This window comes from Secundilactobacillus paracollinoides DSM 15502 = JCM 11969, from assembly GCF_001311135.1.
GTDB classification, from domain to species: Bacteria; Bacillota; Bacilli; order Lactobacillales; family Lactobacillaceae; genus Secundilactobacillus; species Secundilactobacillus paracollinoides.
Map to the genome: position 1 here is coordinate 1 of NZ_BBAG01000128.1, position 2,197 is coordinate 2,197.

Consider the following 2,197-nt stretch of genomic DNA (forward strand, 5'->3'; position numbering starts at 1 on the left):
ATTACCTTGCATAGAGAGGTATCTCTGTGTACGTGTGTGTGTTGATTTTCGACTAGTCCTTATCCCCCCGGATAGGCTTTTTTTATTCTGAAGAAGTGTTATACTCTGGTTGTCCCAGAGTCAATCTACCTCTTGCTTAGATTTTATTCCAGAAAATCTTTGCCTTAAAAAGCTCACTAGTTCCTTGCTAGAGTGCTTTTTTATTACATAAAAAAGTGTTAACATTAAGAAGCATGAGAGTGCTCTTTCATTTACGATTTGTAAGTCCCTACTGTCAGTTTGGTGAGGGCTTTTCTTATACACTAAAAGTGCTATACTACCTACTGTATCATTTCACCTCAAATACTACCTTCATCAATTTGTGCAGAGTTAAAAAGGCCCTCTAGTTTTATCGCTAGGGGGTCTTTTTATTATCTCTTTATAATATACCAGATACATCCGAATGCTACCTTATGAAGCTGTCAGGGGCACTCAAAGTATCTCTTAATTATAAAGTGACGACAAAAAAGGCCCCTACTCCGCATAATAGAGGGATTTTTTGTATGCATTCTGCTTCATTTAAGCGGACCAAGTCTACGTCTAAAAGGTGAACGTGTTGTCTGAGAGCGCGATATTATTTTCCCCTAGTTCGGGCGTCTCTACTCTCCAGAATATCTAATTGAAAAGTAAATTTTCGCTTGTCTTCAGCGTCTAAAGAATCAATGAGATAGTCTAATGCGTTATCAATGGCATCTTTTTGAGATTTATATAGACCAATTCCAGATAAAGCTTCCGCTTTGTTCTTAATATGGTTGTTGATTCTAACGTTAGCATAAAAAGTAACAGAATCTGCAACGCTTTTTCCCGGTTTTGATGGTTTGCCATTATTACTTTTAAGATCATCTGTAGTAAAGGTGTTTTTGGGTTTGATATCTTGTCCACGATCAAGTGGGTCCGTCTTTGGTTGTTTTTTTAGATTGGGATTGTTTAATAATCCGCTCATTCCTATTCACCAGCCATTCTGCTAAATATTTCATCAGTAACGTTGGAGTATACGTCTTGAACTGCTTTATCAAACTGATCTTTAAATGTCACCCCGGTTACATCATATCGTTTTAAGCGTTCCATATTTTTAATTGTTATGTCAAAAATATTTTCTTTACCAAATATATCAATTGCTTTAGCTAAGGTGCTCTTATCGACAGGGGCACCATTTTTCAGCAAAACCGGCAATATTCCTAGTAAATCTAATGTCGGAGCGTGGAATTCATTGATAATTTGATCTTGCATGTATTTGATGAATGCCTGGGCACCCTGAAGCGATCTTTCCTGAGTTTGAAGAACGACAATCGCGTAGTCTGTCATATATAATGCGGTATCTGTGATTAGGCTAATTGTAGGTGGAACGTCTACCAACAAGTAGTCATAGTCATCTTTCCACGGATTTATTAAGGTAGACAAGTATTTTACACGATCGGTGTAGTCAGAAATTATATTCTCCATATATCTAGGATATAAAGAAAAGTCAGCTGAGGATGGAAGAATATCTAAATTTTGGATTACGTTGATGATAGCTGGTTTGAGGTTTTTGTTTTTAATTGCGGTCATCAAGGTTTCATCAAAAGAAGTTACTTCACCGCCGACGTTATTTTTAGTTTTTAAATATAAATTAGTGGCGTTAGCTTGAGGATCCAAATCTATTAATAGTGTTTTATACCCACGACGTGCCAACTCGATACCAGTCATTGTACTATTAGTTGTCTTGCCAGTCCCGCCTTTAAAGTTTGAAAATGTTATGACTTTGCTATCCAAAATATCACCTCATAAATATGTAGTGTAACGCTCTTAAAGCATAGCACAAAAATTAGTACATGTATACAAATACAAGTGTGTAAAAGTAAAAATGTATACATGAGCTCTATGTAGACTGCAACAGAGGCGTTTTGAACGAGTATACAAATACTAATTTTTACATTAGTATTTGTACTAATGTAAAAATGTATACATTTTTAAAAAAAGTGTTGATTTCTTTTATTGAGAGAAATACAATTGTACTTGTAAGTGAATACAAAAAAACACCCACCGACGGGAATCGGTGAGCGCCACATAAAAGTCATCGTTATTTAATGACTATTATATCATGGCCGGTGCGATTTTTAAAGCCCTAGGGGACAAGCTGGGGTCTAAATCTAAGGGGACACGTTTGCCAGTGCGACGT

At 36.3% G+C, this 2,197-nt stretch carries 2 protein-coding genes; both read right to left on the bottom strand.

The features are described 5' to 3' along the window. Positions 1 to 613: 613 nt before the first annotated feature. On the bottom strand, positions 614 to 982 hold the full coding sequence (locus tag JCM11969_RS16365) for a DUF5388 domain-containing protein (RefSeq protein ID WP_020090532.1): 369 nt from the start codon (positions 980 to 982) through the stop codon (positions 614 to 616). Positions 983 to 984: 2 nt separating this feature from the next. Continuing rightward, the gene (locus tag JCM11969_RS16370) at positions 985 to 1,791 is read right to left on the bottom strand and encodes a ParA family protein (protein WP_010010558.1); all 807 of its coding nucleotides are present in this window, start codon (positions 1,789 to 1,791) and stop codon (positions 985 to 987) included. Positions 1,792 to 2,197 lie beyond the last annotated feature (406 nt).

What these genes read in the sequence shown, in the direction of transcription:
- JCM11969_RS16365 (WP_020090532.1), bottom strand. Translation starts at nt 982, where the DNA reads ATGAGCGGATTATTAAACAATCCCAATCTAAAAAAACAACCAAAGACG.